Source organism: Enterococcus wangshanyuanii (assembly GCF_002197645.1).
Lineage (GTDB): Bacteria > Bacillota > Bacilli > Lactobacillales > Enterococcaceae > Enterococcus_L > Enterococcus_L wangshanyuanii.
In genome coordinates this window covers 3,339,943-3,364,328 of record NZ_CP021874.1, presented here as the reverse complement: position 1 = coordinate 3,364,328, position 24,386 = coordinate 3,339,943, and the positions used below count along the sequence as shown (strand labels likewise).

Here is a 24,386-nt window from a genome sequence, read left to right as displayed (position 1 = left end):
TTTGTTTTTTTTCATGTAGATCATATCTTCTTTAAATTATTTATTTTATAATATATTTATCATTTGAATAATATAAATAAGAATGTTATAATCTTTTTGTAAGCGCTACAAAAACATTTTTAGGAGGAATTAGAGTGAAAAAGACATTGTTAAAAGCTGTACTGTCACTTAGTTTATTGGCTGGAGGATTGTTCGTTACAACCGCAGTAGCTGATGCCCATGGATATGTTTCTTCACCTGGAAGCCGTGCTTACTTCGGTAGTGCTGCTGGTGGAAAAGTCAACAAAAATGTTGGTCGTGCTGAATGGGAGCCTCAAAGTATTGAAGCAACCAAAAATACCTTTATTACTGGAAAGTTAGCAAGTGCTGGTGTGAGCGGATTCGATCCTTTGGATGAACAGACTCCTGACCGCTGGGTAAAATCAGACATTACAACAGGCCCGCTTAGCCTTACCTGGACATTGACTGCACGTCACAGAACTTCCACTTGGAACTATTATATGACAAAACAAGGTTGGAACTCCAATCAACCTTTAGACATCAAAAATTTTGATTTGATCGGTACCGTTAATGATAATGGAACGATTCCTGAAGCGAGTGTCAAACACACGGTGACTGTCCCAGCAGATCGTAAAGGTTACCATGTTATTTACGCAGTTTGGAACGTCTACGATACAACAAATGCGTTCTACCAAGCTATTGATGTGAATGTAAAATAAGTCAAATCAGGAATCAAAAAGGAGAACTTAGATGAAAATCAAACAACTTATTCCAGCCGCTTTATTGATCTCAGGGATCTTTGCCGGCAGCTTATTTACCAGTAAACCTGTCGAAGCAGCAGATGCAGCAAGCGACATGGTCAGTGTAGCAAATAAAAAAGTACTTGTCGGCTATTGGCACAACTGGGCTTCTAAAGGAAGAGATGGCTATAAACAAGGCACCTCTGCAAATATCTCTTTAGCAGATGTCAATAAAGCATATAACGTAGTTCCTGTTTCATTTATGAAGAGTGACGGTGTCAATCGAATCCCGACATTTGCCCCTTACAATAAAACCGATGCAGCATTCCGCCAGGATGTCGCAACTCTAAACAGTCAAGGACGAGCAGTGCTGCTTGCCTTAGGTGGTGCTGACGCCCATATCCAATTACAAGCCGGCGATGAACAAGCTTTTGCAAATGAAATTATCCGCCAAGTAGAAACATATGGCTTCGACGGGCTAGATATTGATTTAGAACAATCTGCAATCACAGCTGGTGATAACCAAACAGTGATTCCAGCAGCATTGAAAACAGTCAAAAATCACTATAAAGCCCAAGGGAAAAATTTCATCATTACAATGGCGCCGGAATTCCCTTATTTAAAACCAGGGGCAGCTTATGAAAAATATATCACTTCTTTAGATGGCTACTATGACTACATTGCTCCACAATTGTATAATCAAGGCGGCGATGGTGTTTGGGTTGATGAAATCATGAAGTGGATCCCTCAAAGTAATGACGCACTCAAATATGAGTTCCTTTATTACATGTCAGATTCAATGATCCATGGTACAAGAACCTTCTTGAAGATTCCAAATGACAAACTTGTCTTAGGATTACCTGCAAATGTTGATGCTGCTGGAAGTGGCTATGTTATCGATCCAACGGCTGTCTACAAAGCATTGGATCAATTGAAAAAAGATGGCAACCCAATCAAAGGTTTGATGACTTGGTCAGCAAATTGGGATGTTGGTTCAAATGTCAATGGTGTATCCTACAACAATGAATTTGCAACGAGATATGCGCAAATTTTACAATAATCGTTTATAAATAAAAAGTTGAGATCAACCTAGGTTGATCTCAACTTTTTTATATTTAGCTAGCGCTAATTTTTAGTACTTCTGACCATAAATTCGCCCATATCGATTAGGTCATTCGTCGTTTTTGTTCGATAAACGCCTTCTTTTCTTAAATGATGATACAAGGTAGAAATCGAGATCCCACAGCGTTTTGAGATTTGTTCAGCTGGAAGCTTTGTATTATGGTATAACTCAAGTGCCTCATTGACTTGGTCAACTAGAGGCGGGCGACCTAAAACAACGCCTTTTTGCTTTGCCGCATTCAGCCCCGCTAGAACACGTTCTCTAATCAATTCTGCTTCCATCTCAGCAAAAGCTCCCATGATCGTAAAGAAGAATCGGCCCATTGGTGTCGAGGTATCGATATTATTTTCGATACTGACAAAATTAATATTCAGTTCATTGAACCGCTCCAGCAAAACAAGCAGCTGCTTTGTTCCCCTTGCTAATCGATCTAATTTGAAAATCACAAATGTATCTCCCGGTTCAAGAATATCCAATGCCTTGTTTAGCTCATTCCGAAAACTTTTACGCCCACTTTCATACTCTTTAAAGATCATATCTACACCATAATCATCAAGTGCCTGTTGTTGTGAATCGAATTTTTGAAAATGTGTACTAACACGCATATACCCAATAACTGCCATATTTTTTCTCTCCCTTTGATAACCAAGAGTTTTCTCCCATTTTTTTAATTACCTATTATTTTTTAGCTAGTTCCTTGTGGATCAACATAAATGGAATAATAATGTCCTTTTAACTGTAATAGTTCGTCATGTGTTCCTTCTTCAACGATTCTGCCTTGATCCATCACCAAAATACGATCGAAATGCTTGATCGTATTTAAACGATGAGCAACAATGATACAAGTAAAATCATAAGTTTTTAGTCTATTCATAATGAAATTTTCTGAAATATTATCTAATGAACTAGTTGGCTCATCCATCAATAAAAGACTTGTCTCTTTGACTAACGCACGAGCAATCGAAATCCGCTGCATCTGACCGCCAGACAGATTCATACCGCCTTCTGAAATTTGTGTTTCCAAACCTAACGGTAAGTTCATTATGATTTCGTCCACTTTGGAATCAAAAATTGCCTGTTCCACTCGCTCTTGTGCTACATCATTTTGATTCAGCACGATATTTTCATACAGGGATGCATTAAAAATCGTTGGCTTTTGATTCACGATACTCACGCAGCCTTTTATGGACGTTTCGTCAATTCTTCTAATGTCAGTATCATTAAAACGAATTTCGCCAGCGCTGACATCATATAATCCTGCGAGCAACTTCAATAACGTACTTTTCCCAGATCCACTTTTTCCGACGATCGCAACTTTTTCTCCAGCTGCAATCTTGAAGGTAACAGACGTCAAAATCTCTTCTTCGAAATGGCTGTATTTGAATGAGATATCCTCAGCGGCAATTTCATCGATGCGAGTGATTTTTTCATCTGCCTGTGTCAAGCGAGGACTCTCTTTAGCTTCTAAAATCTCATTCAGTTTACCAAAATATGACCGCAATAAAAGTAACTCTGTATAAGAATCAAACACTGTAACGATCGGTGTGATGAATGCTCCTGCCAATGCATTGAAACTGATCAGTTCCCCTAAAGTCACCTGACCAGCTACGACCTGCATCAATCCAATATAAATCAATGTGATCGGCAGAATAAACTGGATCGAGGTTTGAATCGTTCTGACCCAGGTTGAAAAGCGACTCTTCTCAGCCCGTAAACCAATTTGATTTTTGAATTCATTCCGCCACTTTGTATAAAACTCGTTTTCAGAACCTGAAGATTTCACAGTCTCCATTCCTTCAAACAATTCAACTAAAATACGTTGTACTTTTGATTGAGCGATCAATTCTTTATTAGTGATGCTTTGCACTCTTCTTGAATTGACCACAGAAATCAAGCCCATAAGCAACGCGCCAAAAATTGCAATCAATGTCAATTTAACAGACATGCTGATCATTAAAATCAGGTAAATAAACACGAAAAGGAAATCAACAAAAATCGTCAACATTCGCTGGCTCATGATTTGCTGGATGATCACACTTAAATTCGCTCTAAAAATCAAATCGCCCGTAGAACGATTAATGAAAAAACGCAAGGGTAGATGAATGATTTTTTGCATAAATTCTTTCATCAATGTTAGATCAAATAAGTTTTCCAATAAAATCAATACTAACCCTCTGGCCACCTGTAAAAAATAATAGGCGACAAATAATGCCAAAATAGTTAAGCCGATCTGAACCCCATTGTTGACTACAGAATCTGCGCCATCGATGATCATTTGAGTGATTCGCGGAACGATGATCGTCACTCCTTGTATCAAAAGTGTCAACAAAATAAACACTACCACTCGCGCCTTCTTGCTCTTTAAAATATCTTTCAATATGACCCAGGTCGCATTTTTCGCTTTTTTTCTTTGTGACACAGTGACATCGATATCGACTAAAATCAACGCAATATTTGAAAAACCAGCAATAAATTCTTCTCGTCTGATTTTTTTTCTCCCTGTAGATGGATCAAGGATGATGGCCTCTTTCGCTGTTAGCTTTTCTAAAACAACGTAATGTCGCTCTTCCCAAAAACAAATCGTTGGTGCCGTTTGTTCTTCTAAAACATCTAATTCCAGCACTCGGATCGCTTTGGTTTCGATGCCTCTATCCAGTAAAATTTGGTAAAGATTGGTTAAGGTATTCCCTCCTTTGGGCACACCATAGACATCACGCAGATGACTTAAGGTCACATGATCATCATAATAGTTTAATACCATAGCGGTACAGGCAAGGCCACATTCACTATGTTCACTTTGCTCAATAAACGGAATTTTTTTTACCAAAACAACAGCCCCCTTTCTTATTCTTTCGGTAAGCTCAATGTTAATATATCTGCTGTTTTTTCTGGGGAATGGATTCGTAAAATTTGATGCCCGATTCCAGATAAACCAGTAAATAAACCGTATTTAGGAATGGTCGGTAAGCCTTCAAATGTATAGGCTTGGTTTATGATTTTTGTTTTTATTCTCTCTTGTTTTTCTTTGATTTTTGCTTGCTGTTCAGCAGTCGCAAAAGTTGTTTCTCCGAAAGCATTTAAAAAGGCTAAATCACCTAAGTTTCCATGACAAAGACAATCATCTCTTTTTTCCTGTGCAAGCAGACGATCTGCTGCAAGTTGAACCTCTGACTGTAATTTTGAATCAGTAAAACCACTATTCAAAAGATCCAAATAAGCCAAACCAATTCCAGTAGAACCATAACACCACAAATCATTGACCATCGGCGGAACGGGTCTGAGATCCAGCCAGCCTTTTTGAACGGGATCAAAGGTTGTCCGTTCTTTGACTAAACATTTTTTTATGATCAATTCAATTTCTGGATCATCAGTAATTGTCAGCAAACTATTGGCCGCATAGATAATCCCTGAATAACCGTGGGCAAATCCACCTTGCGTTACCTTGTTTAAATCCAGATCGAATAATAGGCGTTTCGCAAATTCATAGTAGCGTGGTTGACCTGTTTCTTGATACAAGAGCACAAAGACCTTGATGATCGAGCCTGTCCCGCCATTCCAGTCATAGCTTTCAATCGTTTCTGGATCATAGTTCGTCATGTATTTTTCGGCGATCGATTCAGCTGCCTGCAGCAAGTGTTCTTCCTTTGTGATCCTGTAGGTATAAAGTAAAGGATAGACTGCCGCAAAAGAACCATAGAAGGCAGAAACACTGTCTACATAATCTTCTTCTAGTTTCAATACTAATTTTTCGGCTAATTGATAAGCTGCTTTAAATTGTGGCTCTTTGAGCACATGATAGAGTTCACTAAAATAAAGATACATTCCTGTAATGCCATCATAAAAGTTCTCATTCATCACATTGACCACATAATTGTCAGGTGAAGATTCTTCAATGTCTTTCCAAGCAATCGAATCTTCGCCTAAAAAGGCCGCTTCAAGGATCGCTTCACCAATTGCATGGGCACCATTTTCAAAAATCGATTGTCCAGCGATGTCTTTTAGTGGAACTCGTTTTTCCTGAAGATCCGTTGAGTGATACAGACCAAATGAGGTTTTTAAATAATCCAGTTGCTCGGTTTCTTCTTGCTTGGAGTAACCTTTGACTTTCGTTACTTCTAAATCGATTGCTTTATCAGGATACATATCCTTGATCACTTCTCCCTGACTGGCTACAAGATCGCGGCTGCTAGTAGGGTTAAAGAATATCGGTACGTCATGTTGGAGCATATCTCTTACTTCAAACGGCACAGGCTGAGCATTGGAATACCCATGCATCCAAAGATTTTCGAATAATTTCTCTCTTTCGATATAGTCGACCATGCAGGTCGGATGTGTAGAATAATCAAGAAGATCTCCATAGCTTTGCGTTGTTTTGATCACATTACGAACAAGACAATCTGAAAAAATATTTTCTACGATCTCCGCTAATGTCTCTTGGTTATTCAATGCAAAAGCTGAAAATTCCTTAAACCCTTTTATAATGGTGTCGATATAAGGAACAAAATCAACCTTTTCTCCGTTATACATTGGAATATTTTCAGCAGCATCAGTGATATGTTCTTGATATAAAAATTGCATATTCACAGAATCAAAATTGACAAGCTTCAAAACCTTATATGGTAATTTTTGCTCGCCGCCACTTAAAGCACTTAATTGAATTCCTTTTGACGCACCTTCGACATCTTCTTCCGCACGTTCTTCAAAGAGATAAATCGGCACTAACCCGCTCATCACTACGGACTCACCATTCTCCTGCATTACTTTAACGATCGCATTTTGGCTGTCCGGCATTGGAAAATGATTTTGGATGATCGTTTCCAAATCGATCAGCACAGGATATTTTTCAAAAGCCAAGACGTTTTCCAAATGAAAGTCATTGCCGTTAAGTAAATAAACTAAAGCAATCGTTTGACCAAATTGACGATAATAGTGATGTACGTCTGCTTCTGTTGCGCATTCCAGATAGAGCAAACGTTCTTCAAACGAATAGTTTTCTTTTACTATTTTAGTTGTTAAATAAAAATCAAAGGATGCATCTAATTTTTGTATCTCTTGTACAAAACGATCAAAGCGTTCACTAATAGCCAAATTTTTTGGTTTATAAACAAGTTCTGCTTCCTCATGAAACGTTAAGATTGCCACTGATTTTCCACGATCATGAGAGTCTCCAGCGCCCATTTTTAATCCAGTTAAACTAAGAGGAAGTCTTAGTTTGAAAATCTCATTCAACTCGTCCTGACTTTCATCAAGTGCTTTCATCAGCTCGTTGAAATTGACAAGCTGAAAGCTGATCGTTTCTGCATATAGTCGTGCCAATACAGGATACTGGGCAAAAAAGTCAGCTACTTTTTCTTTTGAATCAAAACGAGAGATGAGGTACTTTTGAAACGCCTTTTTCTCATCAAGTTCCGGCTCTATTTCCAGCTTTTCTTTTGTTACGTGTAAATCATAAACAAAGGTTCTAAGCCCAATATCCATGAAGCGATTGATGACTTCACCGACATAATCCATCATTGCGCTCGCTTGTACCTCTACTTCTGAAAACTCTTTCAAGATTTCTTTCAGCTTCAGTTCAAAATAATCGATATGCAAACGTAAGGCATAGGTAAAATTGGCTTTGCTCTCATCAAACACATCCTCGACTAAATGGTCTTCTTGTTCAAAAATCTCTTGTGTCATTTGGAGCCAGTCATCCGTTTGAATTTCTGAAAAAATATAGTCTTTTTCTTCTTCTGTCAACTCTTTGATAGCCAAATCAAATTCTTCTTTTGTTAATCTTGCAGACTGAAGGATTTCTTCAAATCTTTCGTCTGTCACGGTGGTCGGTCGACTGCGCCACTTTTTATAATTTTCAAGTGATGAAGTATCCGGTCGTGTTGTTTTCCCAACATAGTAATTTTTTAACAGATCGTATCGTTGACGAATCGAGGTTGCTTTAGCTAAATTATTAAGACTCATAGCTAGTCTCCTTTAAATCAATTTATTTATGTAAATTCTCCTGAATTAGTTCCATATTAAAAATAAGTGCTAGATAAATTGCCTTTTTAAAGGCAACTTATCTAGCATCGAATTATTTTAGATTACCAACCGCAACATCTTGAAGAGCAGCAGCTATAGCTACATCTTGTAGAGTAACAGCTACTTGATGATGAAGAAGATGAAGATGAAGACCAGCTCCATCCGAAGAAGCTCCCTTGTACTTTATTCATTTCTTCTGGTGTTAATTCCTCAAAAGATTTTCCAACTTTTTTTTCAGCAGTTTTGTTCATAGTTTTTTCCTCCCATTATGTTTTTTTCCTAATAATAAAGTGTGCACATTTATTATTTATCTATTTAAACTGGACGTTTGCTTTGAACACCAATCGTCCAGCTTAAAACAAAATTTAGTATTTACATCCGCAGATTAAATGGTTAATCTAATGATCGTAAATTTATTCGGTTCGATCTTGAAGCTTGTCGGCTTCACGGTTGAAGTCGTTCTGCCTTTGATCAATGGTGCGATTTCATACTCACCAGGCGGCAAGTAGATACTGATTTGACCAAAGCTATTGGTAATAGCCGTTGTCTCTAAGGCATTCCCTTTCGTACAAGTAATTTGATATTGCAAACCACTTAACACTTGCTTAGCATCTGTACTTGAGACATATACTAATGCACGTCCTTGAATTTGCTTCGGTTTATTATAGAAAATATTTTCTGCAATCGTACCAACTTCAATAGTATTGGTTTGTTGCGGAGCATCTAGTTCATAGCCATCCGGTGCTTTCGTTTCTGCAATGACAACTTCGCCTACCGGCAAATTAGAAAAGAAGAGTTCTCCATTGGCATCTGTCGTTCCAGTATGAACATTCCCATTTGAGTCTGTTACTGAAAATTCTGCATTAGGTAAAACATTATCAGTTTCATAACCATCTTCATCTAATGCGTATTTCGTGATTTTTAGACCACCTAGGTTTTCCTTTTTAACATTAGCATGTCTGATTTCAGCAATTTTTCCAGCTTCTACCGTGATTTCATAGAAGGTTGTATCTTCTTCAAAACCAGGAGGTGCTTTCACTTCAATGACATAATATTTTCCAGGCGCTAAATCATTTAGGAGGATTTCTCCATTTTGATCTGTTGTATAGGTGCCTAATAATTGTGTATCTGTATCATAAACTTCAAAGACTGCATCTGCTAAATATTCGATTGGGTCCGAATCTTTCACATATTTGATGATTTTCAAAGATCCAGTTTCAGGTACGACTTCTTTTTTATTCAAGACTTCAATGGTTGCTTTACCGTTTGGATCTGTTTTGGAAAGTGTGACATATTTTGGTGTTGCATCCATTTCGTAGCCTTCCGGCGCTTTTGTTTCAATCAATTTATACGTACCATATGGTAAATCTGTTAAAGTCGCTACGCCATTAGCATCTGTTGTCACTTTGCCAACTAACTGATCATTGCTGTCGTATACTTCGAATTCTGCTCCTGCTAAGAGCGTTCCTTCTTCATCTTTTTTGATGACTTCAAGGTTACCTGTGGTTTGTTCTTTTTTATTCACCACAGTAATGCTGATTTTTCCATTTGGATCATTTTCAGATACCGTTACATAATGTGGTGTCGCATCCAACTCATAGCCTGCCGGTGCTTTTGTTTCAACTAATTTATAGGTGCCAAAAGGTAGATCACTTAATGTTGCTACACCATTTGCATCTGTTGTAACAGTCCCAACCAGCTGGTTGTTTGCATTGAATACATTGAACTCTGCTCCTGCAAGTAGTTTTCCTTCTTCATCTTTTTTGATGACTTCAAGATCGCCCGTTGTGACTTTTTTCTTGTTCACAATAGCAATACTTGCAACTCCATTTGGTGTATCTTTTGAAATAGTGACATAATGCGGTGTTGGGTCTAGTTCATAGCCGTCCGGCGCTTTTGTTTCAACCAATTTATAAGTGCCATAAGGTAGATCGTTCAACGTAGCAAACCCACTATCATTTGTAGTGATCGTCCCAACTAACTGATTGTTTGCATTGTATACTTGGAAAGTAGCACCTGATAATAATCTACCTTCCACACTTTGTTTAACGATCAAGATTTTTCCTGTGGCTTTTTTATTAGTGACATATATCGTTACAGTTTTATTAGTTGAAGAAATCGTCACATATTTTGGCGTTGAGTCTAATTCATAGCCGTTCGGAGCTTGAACTTCAACTAGTTTATAGGTGCCAAAAGGTAAATTGCTTAACGCAGCAACTCCATTGGCTCCAGTGGTAATTCTTCCTACAAGCTGATTGCTGGAATTATACACATCGAAAACAGCACCAGCCAACACTTGATTTGATTCATTCGTTTTAACTACTTGCAGCCCGCCTTTTTGCTCTGGCAATGGTACATTACATTTCGTCAAACAAAGTAGTTGACCACTTCTCATTAGAGAAAAATACATACGACTAGATTCAAGCTGATAGCCGCTCGGTGCTTTTGTTTCTCGTATCGAATAGTTACCTAACGGCAAGGTAGTTGTTTGAGCAATCCCGTTTGCATTTGACTGGATGACCTGAACTGCACGCCCCCAAGAGTCATAAATCGTAAATTCTGCTCCGGCTAATCTTGCATTCGTTTTTGAATCATATTTGATCACTTGAACGCCAGCATAACAAGTGACTCCAAAAAATCTGGCTGTCGGCTGACTCGCCTGTAATACATTATTTTGGACATCCGCTAAGTTCGGAAGACCAACTGTAGATGAATTTGATGCCGTTGACCATGTTGCATTCGTACTAGTCGCTTCTGCTGTTGGTCCATTAAACAGCCCCAACGCGATGAAAATCATGATAACTGGAATAAGTACATAACTAAATTTTTGTTTCATCCTCTAATAAACGCCCCTAACTATTATTTAATTTAAACCATACAAACAATTAAAATGTTATAAACCATACGAGTAACAAAACCATATTTACTCAGCTCCTTCCTTTATCTAAAAAAGTTAATCTAATAATATTAACTTTATTTAATTAGTTATTTATTTTTTTGTTATAATAACACACAGGAAGTAAATTTTTTCAGTCGGTAAAGTATTTTATACCCAGAAAGGAGATTTTTTTTTGAATAATTATGGATCATTATTAAAAAAAATCAGAATTGAAAAAGGTCTAAGCCAAAAAAATGTTTATTCAGGAATTATGACTAGGCAAACTTACTACTTGATTGAATCAAATGTCAGCATGCCCTCATTTGATAAATTCTTATTAATCTTGGAGAAATTGTTTCTATCCGTTGAGGAGTTTCTTAACTTACTTGATCCGGAGTATTTTCCCGCTGAAAATCAGTTATACTACAAATTAAGTCATGCTGTTTTTAAAAAAGATAAAGCTTATCTTGAAACATTGGTGAAGCTTGCTGATCAACGCTATCAAACGACTAAAAATGAGAAGTATTTCCACCTTTTTTTGATCACAAAAGCAATGCTTCAAATAAATTTTACAAACGAAGAAACACCGCAGCATCCTTCATTACAGCAACTCATGAGCCCGATTAAAAACTATTTGATCGGCGTAGATAAATGGTATCTCTATGAGTTAAAACTTTTGAATAATTCTCTCTATTGTTTTTCACCTTCAGAGGCAATCGCTTTAGGTACATTGGTAACAGATAAAATCGATCCTTTGAATCAAATGGAGATCTTGCAGGATACAAAATTGAGAATTTATTTAAATCTCTCTTCGTTATGTTTAAATTATAAAGATTACCCACATGCTATGAATTTTTCTAAACTTGCTATCACTAACGCTCACTCGGATTATCGACTTTTTGAAATGCTTATTGCCCGCTTAAATTATGCGATTGCTCATTCAGCTAATACATGTAAAAAATTGACACCCGAAATCACAAAGTACTTAGATATTCTAGAAACCTTGGATTATTGTAAAATCGTCGAGGATTATCAAAATATTTTGCGATCCAACCAAATTAAATGATTTTTATTTGTTTTTTATATCATTATTTGCCGAATTGATTTACTTTATATGCCCAGCTATAGGGTCTAGGTGACGTTTCTTGTTCACCGTCTATTGTTGTTCCTAATTTTGGTGTAATAAACATCGTCAGCCAGTATTCTTCGTTCGTTTGATAATCTAGTTCTGCCTTATTTGTTTTCATTAATTCACTCGTATTGCTTGAGATATGTGTTGTGTTCAAATTTTGATTCGTTGAAGAAACAATATATCCTGCAAACTTATAGTATTCCGGGATGATATCGCTAATAGCTACTTTTGTTTCTCCTTTTTTCAAAATAAGTTCATATTTCATAAACAAGGATTCAGATACCTCGGCTGACGTATCTTTAGTCGTACTTTTAGAAATGATATTGCTCGTTTGATCAGTGTTCTCGATATCAGATGTATAATAGCCTTTTGAAGGAATCACCAGTTCTTCACTTGGTTTAATGACAGCTTGTCGGATATTTAGATACACTTTTCTTATTTGAGCAATTTTTGCATTTGTCACAATGATTTGTTGATCGGTGTACTGATCATTTACAGCAAGAAACTTGAAGATTCCTTTAGTTCCTGCGGTCACCTGTCCATTGATCTCTATTTGGGTATCATATTCTTCCGTTGACTTCAACAGCTCTTCTACCGTGTATTCTTGACCTGCTTTCCATGGATGAACGATTTTTTTCACTTCGTTCGGGAAAAGGGTAAAGGCATCATTCCCTGTGTATTGATCATTACCATATTTAAAGTCAAATGAGTCAGACTTCTCTGTTACTTCTTTCCCCTCTTCATCCAGCAGTTTCTTTTGCAGACTTACAATAATCGGCTTGACCTTGGGGACCTCAAATATGTCCGGCACGACCATATCATTATATTTTTTATAGACAATCGTTGTTTTACCATTTGTTTCAGCTAATCCATTTGCATCGATCACATTAGGTTTCAATACATCATTTGTCGCATCCACTCGATACGTCATTTCCGCATACATCACATCTTCATCTGGATCATTTGAAACGGGTGTTTTGAGTGTTCCAACATCCCAATTGATCGTTTTTACGCCTAAAACATCCTTCGCCTCAGAATTTCCTTGGGTGACAGACTCACTGCCATTCATAACAAAACCTGTTCCCATCGGATCTACGACATGTGCTGATTTGATCGCACCTACGATTTCACCCGCGATACCACTTAAAATATCATCTAAATTATCTGCAGTTGCAGCAAAACATTTATCTTCCGATGAGGCAATTTCTTTTAATGTCTGATTTCCTGTCGTGATTTCGTCATCTTGAGAAGCAGAATCTAAATCCACACCGATCGTATAGAAATCGGTCACTAAAAATTCGCCATTCGACATTTTTTCTTTTTTAGTAATTGTTGCTTGAGCAATTGCACTATGTGCATGATTAGCCATTAAACGATTTTTAGAGCCGTTAGGCATTTGCTCATATTCTGGTGCGAACGCACCAATACGGTATTTAGCTCCATTTCCGTAAGGCTTACTGTAATCAAAGTTTGCTTCCGGAATCGTTTTGACACTTTCATAGTAGTTGTATCCCGCAGCACCACTAGGATAGTCAAAAAGTTCCATACCGCTTAATTGGTTATAAGGTGCAGTAGGTGGATAGCTGTACGTTGGTACACCATCAGAAATAAGTACGATATTTCTTTTTTCTCCAGTCGCTTTGGTCATCACTTCGGTTGCAGATTTAATTCCAGCTTGTGTAAAGGTTCCTCCGTTGACAACAGGTTCTAATTCTTTGATCTTATCGATCAGTAGGCTTTTATGTGAGTAATCAACAAATTGACCACTCCATCCAGCCTGGTTGAATGTATAATTCGTCACAGTGGAATTATAGGTAACTAAAGCGATTCGATTGACATAATCTTTGTGGAGCACCATGTTTACAAATTTTTCTGCCGCACTCTTCGCTTTGATCATTCGATCATTTTCTTCCATACTGCCTGATGTATCGATAATTAGAACTATATCCGTTGGCGGTGGCGGAAATTGGTTACGCCCTTCGATTCGAACGGTGATATCCCATTGATTGACCATACCTTCTACCGGTTTTGCGGTTTTACTCAATTTCACTTCTCCAGGCTGAAGTTCAGTCTTCAAAGCAGCTTTGATAGGCGCATTCGTATATAAAAGTGCTGATTGTGCAAAATAGACTAATCCAATCAAACTTGCAACAATCATCATCCAACGAAAAAAACGTACTCTCTTTCTTCTTCCCTTTTTCATGATTGCACCTTCTTTCTCTAGATTTTTACTCTTATTGACTGCTTGTTTGTCCTTTCAGTGCATTATCAACATTTAAAAGCGGACCGGTGGTCGGTGTCTCAGCGTTCCACCAAGCATCTCGATAAGAATATTTCGTTGTTCCGATACCTTCTGCTTTGATTTCAATGGTCAAAGAAACATTTTCGTATTCCTCTGTAATTGCCGCTTGGTTCATTTTGACTTTCGTAAAAAGAACTGCTGTCTGTTCATTTTTCGCTAGTTTCTTTTTATAATAAAAATAGCCATCCTGTCCGTTGATCCAATCTGTCAAATTATAGTCGATCGTTAAAACTGGGTTGCTTCCTTCTGTCGTAGCTGGCAATAAAAGGGTCGAACCATTCGACTGTTGTTTTGTGATACTTGGTAAAGCTAACACTCGAATAAAGATATCTTGTTCCCCAGTATTTGTTATCTGTACTTTTTTTGAATATTCTTTATCTGGTTCAAATATGTTAGGTGGATCAAATTCTTCTTTGATCTCTGTTTGAACATTTCCTACTCTAAAATCGTTTTCTTTTTGATCACTATCTGTTAAAGCTGCATACGTTCGATGCAATCCCAATGACACCATCACCATAATGATCACTGCACTCGTAAGTAAAAAGAGGGATTTTGCTATTTTAATTTTCTTTTTTGATTTTTTTGTTTTCAAAATGGCTCCTCCTCTTTTTAGTCACTTAGCCGATCTTTATATAAATTGGCTGCTGGACTTGATGGTGTTATCTTCCAATTACTTAGTAAGATTTGCGTAGCATCATGTGCATCCATTACTGGTTCTAACTTATAAAGAGCTCCCTTAAATTTGTTTGGCGCACTTTGATCCAGTGAAACACTCTCAACAATCGGTGTTGTTAAATCATTTGGCTCTAATAATTCTGAGTAATAAAAATAACCGTCTTGATATAACCAATAATTTTGTGTCCCGCTTGCCGGCAAACTTTCGTAGATATTCGTTGGAAAGTTCACTTTGAACCATTTCAAATCTGTTGCATTACGAGCGGCATCTTTAAATTTATACCGATCTTCCGCAGTTGCCGGAATCACTGCATTTTTAGCAATATAATAATGTCCGTCATAAAGATACGTCCCGCCGCCTGCTGCTGCATTTGCCCAGTTGTTTGGATGCTCTATTTCTGCAATCGGCTGTATAGCATTCGGCGAAAGAGCTAAATTCCCATTTCCTGTCTGATCTGCTACATCTATTTTGAACATCAGCAGATATTCATATAAACTGATTCGAACAAAGGCAGGCACGTCCCCAGTGTTTTTGACACGAACGACTTTTTTGACTGTCATTCCTGACTGCCATTCAAAATCAGGCTCAAAATCTTCAACGATTTCAGCTGATAACCTTGTTCCTACAAAGTGGTTGTTTTCTTCATCTTCTGAAACAAACCAAGCATATGTACTTCCTAGAACCATCAAACCAGAAAAAAGAAACGCGCAGACTGCAATGATTAGTTTGGCATGGATTTTAAATTTTTTTCTGCGAGTATTTTTTTTCTTTTTCGCTAACTTCTTTTTCACACGCTATCTCCTCCTGTCCTTTGATCGTTCTAAGAAATCCATTTTTTATTTTTCTTTCCTTGTTCATTCTTTTTATGCTTTAAAATCAACAGGACAATCAAAATTAAAAACAATCCGATACACATAAACAGCAACGCTTCGCGCCATTGTTCACCTGTTTTTGGAAACGACAGTCGGTCTTTGACTGCCTCGATGATGTTTTTAGGCTTGTCCGGGTCTGGTCCTTTTGTATCTGGTAATTCTGTTTTGACTGCTTTAAAGTTCCAGATATTTTCGACTACATTTTTTTTGAAAAAATCTCGATTGGTATAGGCTTTACCATCTAACTCAAATTTAGCTTCTAATAAATGGGTATCTCCGCCCTTATAGATACCTAAATTCAAGGGATTCGCTTTATCCTGTAGATTTCTTGCTTTACTGACACCTGACAGAGGTCCTTGATAGACTTCTTTTCCATCAAGAAACAGGCTCATCTGAATAGCTTTTGATAAATCTAAATTTCCTTCGATCAATGTCGGTTTACTACTAGTCATGGTTAATTGATATGGGATATCTTTTTCCACATTGATGATCGTAATTTTAGTAGACCATTTTTTTCCAGGTTCGACATCACGAATATCGATCAGATATTTACCATCACTATTTACTTTGATTCCCTGTTCATCGCCAACTACCATCCCAGAAGGAAGAGCGGACTCACCTCTAGCTTCAACAGGCTTAAAAGCAATCAATAGGCTAAACATCAATACAAGCCCAATTAAAAGCTTTTGTCTCCCCCTGTGCTGATTCTTCATCCTTCTTCCTCCTTAAAATAGATAGTTGTTTCTTTTATTATTTAGCTGGTACTAATGCTTTTAATGCAGTTGCTAATGGGTCATTGACGCCTGATGGCAACCATTGATCTACAGCATCTTTGTATGCTGAGATTCCTTGACCTTTAACAGTTAAATCGTAGATTAGTTTGCTGTATTCATTACCAGCTGTTCCAAGCAATTTAACAGCGTCCATCAATTGTGATGTATTTACGCCTGGTGCAACAACACTTGTGTAGTAGAAGTAACCATCAGCAGCGTTGAAATACCATTTGTCAGCAACTGTAGGATCTGTTGTAATATTGTTGAATGATACTTGAATATTTCCAGAACCTGTAGCAGCTGGTGCATTCCAAATCAATGTACCGTCTGCAGTAAATGTTGGTGTATAGACTGGTGAATCTGTCCAAGTTCTTTCATCTGCAGCATTATATTCCAATGAAACATAGCTTAATGAAGGTGTACCAGATTTCACTTTGATTTGGTTTGACGCATTACGTTCAAATCCGTCAACTCCGCTAGCGTGATAAAGTACGCCGCCTTTTTCAAATGCATAACGGTACGTATAAGTTGTTTTTGTACCGACAGTTTCAGCTTTTTCTTTTACTTTTAATGTATATGTTCCGCTGAATTCACCCGCAGCAACAGTTAATGTTGGTGCAGCTCCATCAAAGACAGAATCTGTAAATCCTGCTGGTGCGTCTGTTCCTGGTAATACATAAACAGTTTTGCTTGTTTGATTTTCAAGCTCTGCACCTGTTGTTTGTTTTGCATTATGATCTTTCAATAATTGTAATGACTCACTTAAAGATACACGGATCAATGTGTCATATTTACCGATATTGGCGATTGCCACATCTTTGTTTACTTCTGAACCTGGTTCCCATTCGGTCGGTGGTTCAAATGTTTCCACTACTTCAATATCTTTTCCTGTTGCGATCTGACCTTCAAAGTGGTTGGTTTTTTGGTCCTCACTTGTGAACCAAGCAAATGTTGCTGCCATTACAGCAACAAGCGCAAAACCGCTTGCTAAAGCCAATATTTTTTTCTTCTTGTTTTTTTGCATCTTTTTACTTCCTTCCCCAATTTTTTTATATAATTCACCTTTTGATCAAGTTGAAGTCAAGACACTCTTCTTTTCTTAATCAAAAAGAAATTACCGTTATTTGTTTAAAATGTAATAGCGAATGATCGTGATAAAACCAAAGACTGAAACTAAGAAAATGATCGACACCAGTAGATTTTCACTGACAAAGTTCAAAATGCCGCCTACTTTAGGTATCGCAAATACTTTTTTACCAACTACTTGTTTTTCACTTATAGGAACATCCTCTGCTTTATTTGCATCCCCTTGTGTAATGTAGTAGGTTCCTTTAGTTTCACCTAAATGATCCATTTTCTTTTTTACCCTGTGCGTCAAGAAGGCTGTACTATTAATGCTTGGTTTGAAAGTGATAATATCTCCTACCTTAGCCGAATCCCCCTCGATATTTTACACGATAATAATGTCTCCAGAATGAAATCCGCCTTTTTGAGTCTTAGGATCTCTTGGCACCATCGAATCAGTTAAAACACCGAAGAAACGATACCCAAGAACACTTCTGTCTGAACTCTTGCTTGTTGCAAACAATATCGATCCAATAACCATGAATGAAATAAAACTATAAAAGAAAACATTAAAAATAAAGGTATACAAAGGATTTCTTTTTTGCTTTGGAATCGGTTTTCTTCTTTCTGAATGTCCCTTATTTTTACTTTTCTTAGAATTAGGAGGTGATTTTCTAGATTTTCTTTTCGGGTTTGATCTTTTTGTTTCTGAATTTATTTTATTTATGGATTGTTTTGATGATTTTGTTTGCGCATTGCCCTTTTTTTTCTTCCTTTTTTTTCGTTGCTCTTCTACCATTTATCAAACCCTCATTTCGTCCACAATCACCTTGTTTTATTCATTCATGCTTATTAGAACCACACACTGTTAGCATAAGAAAATCAACTCATCGCTGATATCATCCTCTAATCTACTTGAGACTACCTATTCCTCAACATTCTTATCTGATCAAAGCTTCCAAAAAACTAATGATATTGAGAAAATCAACTAAAACGCAAAAAAGAAATACAGCGATCAGCATAAAGCCCATCAAACCGTATTTCTCATGTGTTTCCTCTGAAAGTAAAAACTGGTATTTCATTTCTATAAAAAACATTAGTTTATTATAGAGAAAATCGAAAGTCAATAACATTTTAAAACTTTTTTTACATTTTATTTTTCATTTTTTATATAATCGAAAATAGCGAAAAAAAGTAGGTGATCCACATACGTTCTTAACCCAGATTAAACGATTATACATATTAAAATCAACGTTCCAATTACATGTGTCAAGCAAAAATTTGACCCTTTATCGTTTTATATAGAATAATTCTTCGACCTTCGATTTCAAAAAAACAGATTTATAGTATATTTCATTATAATCAAACAGGGGTGTTTAGAAATGACAGTTATCGGCTATATGCGCGTCAGTACACAGCAGCAGAAATTTGATTCCCAAAGACAAGCACTTGAAAAATATGGTGTTGACGTGATCTACAAGGAAAGAGAGAGCGGACGTAAAACATCTAGAAGTGAATTGAATAAAGCTCTCGCTCAATTGAAATCTGGAGATACATTAGTCATTTTCAAGTTGGATCGATTATCCAGAGGAACGAAGCAACTGTTAAGTTTATTAGAAGAGTTTGATCGAAAAAATATCCACTTCGTAAGCATCCAAAATAACATCGATACCTCGACACCGATGGGACGCTTCTTTTTCACGATCATGGGGGCATTTGCTGAGATGGAAGCAGAATTGATCAGAGAAAGGGTGATCGCAGGCTTAGATGCGGCTAGAGAAAATGGAAAACAACTTGGACGCCCACCGCGTACGAAAGAAGTCCAGCAAGCTCTAAAGCTTTACACCGAATCTGAATTATCCGTTCCTGAAATCGCCGAAAGATGTGATATCTCTATTCCTACCGTCTATCATCATATAAAAAAGCAAAATCTATATAGAAAACTCCATTAAACAAAAAGTCAGTTTAGACACACTTGATTACCGATCCAAGTATCCTAAACTGACTTCTTTATTCATTTCTTTTTTTTAGACTAAGCGATCAATTTTAAGCCTATGACTGATGACAAAATAACTCCAATGAATAAAATTCTCCGCCAATCGTTTGATTCCCCATAAAGAACCATCCCTAAAATTGCGCCTCCTGCTGCCCCGATCCCCGTCCATATGGCATATGAAACACCCATCGGTAACTGTCTCATCGCTAAATATAAAAAAATAAAGCTGCTGGCAAAAGCCAAAACCAATAAAAAGAGAGACTTATTATCTTTCCTTTGATTAAAACGATTGATCGAAGCGACACCTAACATTTCAAAAATTCCGGCAATGATCAAAAAGATCCAACTCATCTTATTCCTCTCCTTTTTCACCTGTTACAAATTTCAATCCCATGACACCAGCTAATAAAACAATGATCAGTAAAATCTTGCTGATCTTGAAATCTTCACCGAAAAACAGAATACCTGAAACAACCGTGCCGGCTGTTCCTAAGCCGACAAACACAGCATATGCTGTTCCGACTGGTAATGTTTCTCCAGCCTTGATCAACGCATAGAAGCTGATCAAAATGAAGATACCCGTCAGCAACAATTGCCACCAGTTAGAGCTATGCTTCATTCCAATCACCCACAGCACTTCAAAAAAAGCGCCAATGATCAATTTTATCCAGTCCTTATTCATTACAATTCCTCCTAACTTTAAATAAACAATCTGTTTGATCAACTAAAAAAAGCGTCAACCAACAATTCCATCTACGGCCTAAGAATTGTTGATCCACACTTTGAGTGACAGGCTGCCGGCGCAGACTGTCAAAAGTTTTTTATTTAATTTGGTTGTTCAAACTGATTCTCATTCTACGCCACAATAATCCATATGGCAATAGAGAGATTCTTTTTTTACATTGATTTCTAATGAAGATAGCCCACTTGTTTCTGTGAAGCTATTTTCATGGGCTGAAATTCTCAAAAAGCTCTTGATAATACCTATTTTACTATTATTATGAAAATCTTTTCGTTCTGTTAAAAAGCCCATTTCAATCTAAGAAATTCTTAAAATATAGCGTCCAGGATTTTGTAAATCCAAACAACATATGATACACTTACGTTATCAAAAAAAGATTCTAAGTGAATCGGTTAACGTTGATATTACTTACTTTAGGCGGTAGTAATATCAACGTCTTTCTTTATCTCTACAAATTATAACACACAAAAAGCTTTTTGAAAATATACATAGACCTTTGGTAACAAAAAAATCCTGCGTTTACTCGTAGGGATTTTTTTGTTAGCCAACAGCCTACTACTCTATTAAGCTAATGCCCCCATTGGATCCCAAGGTGCTAACATGATGGGTTCTTGTTGCCAAACTTCTTGTAATTCTTGAGACAGGAACTCTTTACGCACTACGATTTGATACGTATATTCATCCATCCAAGCATCACTCATCACGAAGAAGCCTTTATCACCAACTTTTTCTCCCCAGCTGTTTTCAACTTTCCATTTTGTAGACACGCCATCGATCAAATCGACACCTGTCAAGACCATTGCGTGTGTCATCAAGCTTTCACCGAAATCCAAACGCTCTGCTTTTGTCATCGTAAAATCGATATCAAAAAGATCATTCATCTCATAGGCATCTAACGACATGATCCCGCTATCTCTCGTAGAAGATTGACCAACATCACACCCAAACCAAACAGACTCTCCTTGTTCTAATTGAGCAGCTGCTAATTTTTTAAACGTTGTCATATCTACATTAATATATTTCACTGCTTTACTGCCGACTACGTTGCCAAGCATTTCAACCGTATACGTTTTATTATACGGCTTATCTGCCGTTGGTGCATTGATCACGCTGACATAGTCGTCTAAATCAACACCAACATATTTTTCATAGAAAGATTGCGGGGTCAACCCTTGATCCAGATGATAATTTTTCTCCTCATCGCGGTATTCAAAATCAAAGTTCTCTGGCGGTGTTCCCAACGAGATCGCCAAAAAATTATAAATTTCTCCCAGCATAATTTCTTTTGCTGCCTGTACTTCTTCAATTGTTTTACCATTGTGGATCAGCCCACGAAGGATGGTTGCATCTTTTCTCAATTTTTTGTTTAGGTAATTATTTAAATCACGAGAATTAGAGCTATTGCTGCTTTCCGGCATCGCAGTTTTTGGTACCACACCATACTTTTGGAAAATAGAAACGATCATATCCCACTGTCCACCATCTTGTTGTGGTGTTGCTAAAAGGAAAGCTACTTTGCGACTGTCTAATTCTTGATCAGCAGTTGCAATGATATTTTCATAGAAATAGTTAGATTTCTCATATTTATCCCAGAAAAAAGTATAATTTTGAGATAGTTCAAAATCTTTTAGATTAAAGCTATTGATCATTTTGTGTCTAAACGTATTCAGCGCTGCAAACATCCAGCAACGTCCACTTTGTTTTTGATTTGCTACTTTCCCAGTCGCAAGATCTACAGAAAAAACAGGAACATTATTCACTTCTGCCGCTTGGTTCTGAGCCGAAGCGCTGATACCATTTTTTACGACGCTTCTTTGCAGCGCATTTTGCTTATTGTTTTCTGCAAAAGCAGTGCGAAATTTTTGTGTCATTGTAGGTTCGATTGTTGACATATACATTCATCCTTCCACTTTTTCATCATTCTATTTTATTATATGCCTGATAATTCATTCTCACAAGTTTTTGTATAAAATCATTGCTTTTCAACAATACATGTATTAACATATATAATACAAACGATACAAAAGAGGTGAACTTATGCTATTGGAAATAGATACTCAAAGTCAAACGCCCATTTATCAACAAATCTGTAATCAACTAATCATTGGAATCGCTAAAAATCAGCTACATGCTGGTGAACAATTACCATCTGTTCGTCAACTGGCCGATGAAATAGGTGTCAATATGATGACTGTTTCAAAAGCGTATACATCATTAAAGGCAGACGGTTATATTTTAACGGATCGACGAAATGGGACGATCGTCGCTGATCGGCAATCACCGACATCACAGTTTCAAGAATATTTTTCTGAACGATTGGATTTATTGTTAGCTGAAGCTGCTATCCATCAAGTCTCAGAAGAAATGGTACAAAAAAAAGTGAAACAGATTTATCAAAAATTTGAACAATAAAAGGTGTGTTGAAAATGAATTTTTTATTATATGTGATCCTCGTGGGTGTTAACTTTTTGATGGCTTTTACAGGACGAATCCCTGCAAATCCTCACAAAAATATTATTTTAGAAACGACTTTACCAAAAGAAAAGCTGCAAGACCCTCAAGTTTTAGCTGTTAGTAAGTTGTATAAAAAACGGTTACTGCAAGGGGCTATCGCTTTTCTATTCATTGCTTTACCCGTGATCATCATTCCTTATGATTCACTGACAATGATCTACTTTTTAACTGTTCTATTTGGTTTTATCGGGACTTTTTACTACTTAGAAGTGATCTATATTCGTAAAATGACGGCCGTTAAAGTTCAAAATAAATGGTTTTTGCCTACAAAACCGATCTTGGTAGATACCAAGCTTGTTGCCAATAAAAACCGCAAATTGATCAGTATCTGGTGGTTTTTACCGAGTTTTATCCTCACTATTGCCGGAGCGATCTACTCATTAACTGCTGTCGGTAAGGATAATGGATCTTGGCTGCTTTTTCTTATCAGTTTCCTCTTATTCGGTTTTTTCTTGCTTTTCTATTATTTTATCGGACGTTTACCTGTTAAACCTTTGACAAGTGATGAAGCGATCAATCAACAGGTCAACGATTTAATGCGACACCACTGGTCTGTCTTGATGGCTGTATCAGCTTTGGTTTTGAGCCCACTACCTTTTATAGCTGGCTTGTCTGTCATTTTACCTTATGAACAAATGATGCTTTTGACCTTTGGTTTTGTTTTAGCCATTTTACTATTCATTGTGTTTACCTTCTATTATCTATTTTCTTCTCGCAAAAAGCAGGATCAGTTGATTGCTCTAGCAGAAGAATATCGTTATAGTGATGAAGATCAATACTGGAGATATGCGATTTATATCAATCCTAATGATAAAAGAATTCTTGTCCCTGATCGGGTCGGGATGAATATTTCAACAAATCTGGGGCGCCCTGCTGGAAAAATCATCATGAGTATTGTTGGTATCTTTGTTTTTGTTACCTTGATTGCAGTGAGCATCCCTATGTTGATCAGCGATTTTTCATCAAACCCATTTGAACTGGCAACTTCCCACGATGGCATCAATTTGTCTGCCCCATTTTCTAAAAATAGAGCCATCGAATGGAATGAAATCGAGTCGGTGCAATTGATCAATGAGCTTCCTAAAAATACCATTCGCGTTTACGGAACAGCTACAGAGAATTACATGACTGGTGAATTTCAAGTAGATAATGAACCAGCTTATCTCCTCGTTTATCGAAAAAAACAACCGATCTTAGAAATAGAAACGAAAGATAAGCGCTACTACTATACCAATAAAAATAGTCGCTTGACCAAAAAATATTACGAAGAGATTCAATCTATCCGTGAACAGTAGAAAAGAAATTAGAGCGTAATCCATAGTGATATGCTCTAATTTTTTTCATTGAATAAACAGAGAAAGTTATTTTCTAAAAAAGACATTACTGAATGACTTTTGTCTTTGATTATAACCCGACTACTGAACAACCTATTCAATTCTTCACTACTAGTATTTCTAGCTAAAGAGATGTTTTCGCCAATTTGACGTTCTATATTCCTTTTCATTTTGTTCGTTTAACACTATTTTTTCGTTTTCATTGAAAAGATTTTTATTCT

The 24,386-nt window shown here is 37.0% G+C and carries 21 protein-coding genes; 6 read left to right on the top strand and 15 right to left on the bottom strand.

Translation table 11 applies throughout. The features are described 5' to 3' along the window. Positions 1-134 precede the first annotated feature (134 nt). Both CC204_RS16665 and CC204_RS16660 read left to right on the top strand, forming a co-directional pair. A complete protein-coding gene (locus CC204_RS16665) occupies positions 135-719 on the top strand; it encodes a lytic polysaccharide monooxygenase (protein WP_088271202.1) in 585 nt (194 codons plus the stop codon). 31 nt (positions 720-750) lie between these two features. Beyond that, entirely contained in the window at positions 751-1,800 is a 1,050-nt protein-coding gene (locus CC204_RS16660) for a chitinase (protein ID WP_088271201.1), read from the top strand. Positions 1,801-1,865: 65 nt separating this feature from the next. On the opposite strand, the gene CC204_RS16655 is transcribed toward CC204_RS16660, so the two are convergent. From CC204_RS16655 to CC204_RS16640, 5 genes are all read right to left on the bottom strand, one after another. Further along, positions 1,866-2,486 carry a recombinase family protein gene (locus CC204_RS16655; RefSeq protein ID WP_088271200.1) on the bottom strand — a complete coding sequence of 207 codons (621 nt, stop codon included), beginning with the start codon at positions 2,484-2,486 and terminating at the stop codon, positions 1,866-1,868. 62 nt (positions 2,487-2,548) lie between these two features. Continuing rightward, positions 2,549-4,690 carry a peptidase domain-containing ABC transporter gene (locus tag CC204_RS16650; protein ID WP_088271199.1) on the bottom strand — a complete coding sequence of 714 codons (2,142 nt, stop codon included), beginning with the start codon at positions 4,688-4,690 and terminating at the stop codon, positions 2,549-2,551. Between the two features lie 17 nt (positions 4,691-4,707). Beyond that, positions 4,708-7,821 (bottom strand): type 2 lanthipeptide synthetase LanM, encoded by a 3,114-nt coding sequence (gene lanM / locus CC204_RS16645; protein ID WP_088271198.1) that lies wholly within the window; start codon positions 7,819-7,821, stop codon positions 4,708-4,710. A 122-nt stretch (positions 7,822-7,943) separates the two neighbouring features. Beyond that, complete coding sequence (locus CC204_RS21215) at positions 7,944-8,132, bottom strand: serine-rich class II lanthipeptide (RefSeq protein WP_140405352.1); 189 nt, start codon at positions 8,130-8,132, stop codon at positions 7,944-7,946. Positions 8,133-8,266: 134 nt separating this feature from the next. Then, entirely contained in the window at positions 8,267-10,717 is a 2,451-nt protein-coding gene (locus CC204_RS16640) for a SpaA isopeptide-forming pilin-related protein (RefSeq protein WP_088271197.1), read from the bottom strand. Between the two features lie 235 nt (positions 10,718-10,952). Between CC204_RS16640 and CC204_RS16635 the strand changes: the two genes are divergently transcribed. Beyond that, positions 10,953-11,825, top strand: a complete 873-nt coding sequence (locus tag CC204_RS16635) for a helix-turn-helix domain-containing protein (RefSeq protein WP_088271196.1) — start codon at positions 10,953-10,955, stop codon at positions 11,823-11,825. A 22-nt stretch (positions 11,826-11,847) separates the two neighbouring features. On the opposite strand, the gene CC204_RS16630 is transcribed toward CC204_RS16635, so the two are convergent. The 7 genes from CC204_RS16630 to CC204_RS21560 all read right to left on the bottom strand — a co-directional run bounded on the left by CC204_RS16630 (position 11,848) and on the right by CC204_RS21560 (position 18,378). Then, positions 11,848-14,094, bottom strand: a complete 2,247-nt coding sequence (locus tag CC204_RS16630) for a vWA domain-containing protein (RefSeq protein WP_088271195.1) — start codon at positions 14,092-14,094, stop codon at positions 11,848-11,850. A 31-nt stretch (positions 14,095-14,125) separates the two neighbouring features. After that, positions 14,126-14,785: a hypothetical protein gene (locus CC204_RS16625; protein WP_088271194.1), complete on the bottom strand. Its 660-nt coding sequence runs from the start codon at positions 14,783-14,785 to the stop codon at positions 14,126-14,128. A 17-nt stretch (positions 14,786-14,802) separates the two neighbouring features. After that, positions 14,803-15,660, bottom strand: a complete 858-nt coding sequence (locus CC204_RS16620; RefSeq protein WP_088271193.1) for a BsaA family SipW-dependent biofilm matrix protein — start codon at positions 15,658-15,660, stop codon at positions 14,803-14,805. Between the two features lie 29 nt (positions 15,661-15,689). After that, positions 15,690-16,454 (bottom strand): hypothetical protein, encoded by a 765-nt coding sequence (locus CC204_RS16615; protein ID WP_088271192.1) that lies wholly within the window; start codon positions 16,452-16,454, stop codon positions 15,690-15,692. Positions 16,455-16,491: 37 nt separating this feature from the next. Then, positions 16,492-17,538, bottom strand: coding sequence for a BsaA family SipW-dependent biofilm matrix protein (locus tag CC204_RS16610; protein WP_088271191.1), 1,047 nt, complete (start codon positions 17,536-17,538; stop codon positions 16,492-16,494). A 96-nt stretch (positions 17,539-17,634) separates the two neighbouring features. Further along, a complete protein-coding gene (locus CC204_RS21565) occupies positions 17,635-17,910 on the bottom strand; it encodes a S24/S26 family peptidase (RefSeq protein WP_229677499.1) in 276 nt (91 codons plus the stop codon). Positions 17,911-17,964: 54 nt separating this feature from the next. Then, positions 17,965-18,378, bottom strand: coding sequence for a hypothetical protein (locus tag CC204_RS21560; RefSeq protein WP_227011185.1), 414 nt, complete (start codon positions 18,376-18,378; stop codon positions 17,965-17,967). Between the two features lie 583 nt (positions 18,379-18,961). Between CC204_RS21560 and CC204_RS16595 the strand changes: the two genes are divergently transcribed. After that, entirely contained in the window at positions 18,962-19,531 is a 570-nt protein-coding gene (locus tag CC204_RS16595) for a recombinase family protein (protein WP_088271189.1), read from the top strand. A gap of 80 nt (positions 19,532-19,611) precedes the next feature. Here the strand turns inward: CC204_RS16595 and CC204_RS16590 are convergent, their stop codons facing one another. The 3 genes from CC204_RS16590 to CC204_RS16575 form a co-directional block, all read right to left on the bottom strand. Then, a complete protein-coding gene (locus CC204_RS16590) occupies positions 19,612-19,926 on the bottom strand; it encodes a DMT family transporter (RefSeq protein WP_088271188.1) in 315 nt (104 codons plus the stop codon). 1 nt (position 19,927) lies between these two features. Beyond that, the gene (locus CC204_RS16585; RefSeq protein ID WP_088271187.1) at positions 19,928-20,257 is read right to left on the bottom strand and encodes a DMT family transporter; all 330 of its coding nucleotides are present in this window, start codon (positions 20,255-20,257) and stop codon (positions 19,928-19,930) included. 623 nt (positions 20,258-20,880) lie between these two features. Next, positions 20,881-22,209: a C1 family peptidase gene (locus CC204_RS16575; RefSeq protein WP_088271185.1), complete on the bottom strand. Its 1,329-nt coding sequence runs from the start codon at positions 22,207-22,209 to the stop codon at positions 20,881-20,883. Positions 22,210-22,354: 145 nt separating this feature from the next. On the opposite strand from CC204_RS16575, the gene CC204_RS16570 reads away from it, so the two are divergent. Together CC204_RS16570 and CC204_RS16565 are read left to right on the top strand one after the other, a co-directional pair. After that, the gene (locus CC204_RS16570) at positions 22,355-22,729 is read left to right on the top strand and encodes a GntR family transcriptional regulator (RefSeq protein WP_088271184.1); all 375 of its coding nucleotides are present in this window, start codon (positions 22,355-22,357) and stop codon (positions 22,727-22,729) included. 14 nt (positions 22,730-22,743) lie between these two features. Beyond that, positions 22,744-24,126: a PH domain-containing protein gene (locus CC204_RS16565; protein ID WP_088271183.1), complete on the top strand. Its 1,383-nt coding sequence runs from the start codon at positions 22,744-22,746 to the stop codon at positions 24,124-24,126. Positions 24,127-24,386: the final 260 nt, after the last annotated feature.

Bases quoted from the DNA above. Each gene is read 5' to 3' on its own strand.
- CC204_RS16660 (WP_088271201.1), top strand. From the start codon at position 751: ATGAAAATCAAACAACTTATTCCAGCCGCTTTATTGATCTCAGGGATC.
- CC204_RS16655 (WP_088271200.1), bottom strand. From the start codon at position 2,486: ATGGCAGTTATTGGGTATATGCGTGTTAGTACACATTTTCAAAAATTC.
- lanM (WP_088271198.1), bottom strand. From the start codon at position 7,821: ATGAGTCTTAATAATTTAGCTAAAGCAACCTCGATTCGTCAACGATAC.
- CC204_RS21215 (WP_140405352.1), bottom strand. From the start codon at position 8,132: ATGAACAAAACTGCTGAAAAAAAAGTTGGAAAATCTTTTGAGGAATTA.
- CC204_RS16640 (WP_088271197.1), bottom strand. From the start codon at position 10,717: ATGAAACAAAAATTTAGTTATGTACTTATTCCAGTTATCATGATTTTC.
- CC204_RS16630 (WP_088271195.1), bottom strand. From the start codon at position 14,094: ATGAAAAAGGGAAGAAGAAAGAGAGTACGTTTTTTTCGTTGGATGATG.
- CC204_RS16615 (WP_088271192.1), bottom strand. From the start codon at position 16,454: ATGAAGAATCAGCACAGGGGGAGACAAAAGCTTTTAATTGGGCTTGTA.
- CC204_RS16610 (WP_088271191.1), bottom strand. From the start codon at position 17,538: ATGCAAAAAAACAAGAAGAAAAAAATATTGGCTTTAGCAAGCGGTTTT.
- CC204_RS21560 (WP_227011185.1), bottom strand. From the start codon at position 18,378: ATGGTAGAAGAGCAACGAAAAAAAAGGAAGAAAAAAAAGGGCAATGCG.
- CC204_RS16595 (WP_088271189.1), top strand. From the start codon at position 18,962: ATGACAGTTATCGGCTATATGCGCGTCAGTACACAGCAGCAGAAATTT.
- CC204_RS16590 (WP_088271188.1), bottom strand. From the start codon at position 19,926: ATGAGTTGGATCTTTTTGATCATTGCCGGAATTTTTGAAATGTTAGGT.
- CC204_RS16585 (WP_088271187.1), bottom strand. From the start codon at position 20,257: ATGAATAAGGACTGGATAAAATTGATCATTGGCGCTTTTTTTGAAGTG.
- CC204_RS16575 (WP_088271185.1), bottom strand. From the start codon at position 22,209: ATGTCAACAATCGAACCTACAATGACACAAAAATTTCGCACTGCTTTT.
- CC204_RS16570 (WP_088271184.1), top strand. From the start codon at position 22,355: ATGCTATTGGAAATAGATACTCAAAGTCAAACGCCCATTTATCAACAA.
- CC204_RS16565 (WP_088271183.1), top strand. From the start codon at position 22,744: ATGAATTTTTTATTATATGTGATCCTCGTGGGTGTTAACTTTTTGATG.